Origin of the sequence: Dietzia sp. UBA5065 (genome assembly GCA_002415925.1) — a bacterium.
GTDB lineage: Bacteria > Actinomycetota > Actinomycetes > Mycobacteriales > Mycobacteriaceae > Dietzia.
Genome location: DIAZ01000096.1, coordinates 16,645 through 17,858, shown reverse-complemented (window position 1 = coordinate 17,858; position 1,214 = coordinate 16,645). Strand labels below are relative to the sequence as shown.

The following is a 1,214-nucleotide window of genomic DNA, read 5'->3' as shown; positions in this document are numbered from 1 at the left end:
GACGTGGAGATCGTCGACGCCGCCAAGATCCCCTACGGGCGCGCGATGGCCCAGGAGGCCATCAACGAGGTGCTCGTGGATCGGGCCCGGGCGGGGAAGTTCGTGGTCAGGCTCAAGGGCGGTGACCCGTTCCTCTACGGGCGCGGCTACGAGGAGGCTCAGGCCTGCGCCGCGGCGGGGATCCCCTGCACGGTCGTCCCGGGAGTCTCCAGCGCTCTCGCCGTCCCGGCCCTGGCCGGGATCCCCGTCACCAACCGCGGGATGACCCACGAGGTGACGGTGGTGTCGGGCCACCTCCCGCCCGGGCACCCGGAGTCGCTCATCGACTGGGAGGCCCTCGCCCGGATGCGCGGCACGCTCGTGGTCCTCATGGGCGTGAAGAACACCCCGGCCATCGCGGAGGCGCTCCTCGTGGGGGGGCGCTCCGCCGACACCCCGGCCGCGATCATCGTCGACGGGAGCCTCGACGGTCAGGCGACCTACCGGTGCACGCTCGGGAGCGTGGCGACCGCGCTCGAGACGGAGGACGTCCGACCGCCCGCGATCGTGGTGATCGGCCAGGTCGCCGGGCTGCCCCCCGCCCTCACCGCGGGCTGACCCCGGGCGGCCCCTAGCCCCCGGGGCGGTGACCCGCCCGGTTCACGGCCGCGTGACCATGGTGACTACCGACTCCGAGGTGCGTTCGACAGCGTGCCCGGCCCGGCGCGCCACCCTGAGTACCGCCGCGACGTCGTCCATCTCCGCCCGCGAGGTGGCCAGGGTCCGCGCCAGCAGCCCCTTGTGGAACTTGGAGAAGTGCGAGACCACCTTGCGGGTGCCGTCCGCGTACTGGGTGACGACGTCGACCGTGACCGCCCCCGGGACGGGGCCCAACTGGCGGTATCCGCCCGAGCGCAGGTCCACCACCAGCGATCCCGCCCAGTGCGCCGTGGCCTCGGTGAGGGACGGCCTCCACGTGGCGCGCAGGGTGCCGAGGCCGGGCAGCCGGGCCCCCGCCGAGAGCCGGTAGTGCGGGATCGGATCGGCGGCCGCGATCAGTCCGAACAGCGCCGAGCCGATCCACAGCCGGGATTCCGCGCGTGATCGGGTGGCCGAGGTGAACGTGCGCTGGTCCAGGGCGTCGTAGAGGACCCCCGTGTAGCGCGTCAGGGCGGGGGCGGTGGGGGAGGTCCAGAGCCTCGCGTCGAGCTCCACCTCCTCGGCCAGCCCGTCGG

At 74.1% G+C, this 1,214-nt stretch carries 2 protein-coding genes; one reads left to right on the top strand and one right to left on the bottom strand.

From position 1 onward, the window contains the following. Positions 1-597: uroporphyrinogen-III C-methyltransferase (gene cobA / locus B4M60_RS07300; RefSeq protein ID WP_291081784.1), on the top strand; the 597-nt coding region annotated here is incomplete at its 5' end. Positions 598-639: 42 nt separating this feature from the next. Here the strand turns inward: cobA and B4M60_RS07295 are convergent. After that, positions 640-1,214, bottom strand: a 575-nt coding sequence (locus B4M60_RS07295; protein WP_291081782.1) for a YaaA family protein, incomplete at its 5' end; no start/stop codon positions are given.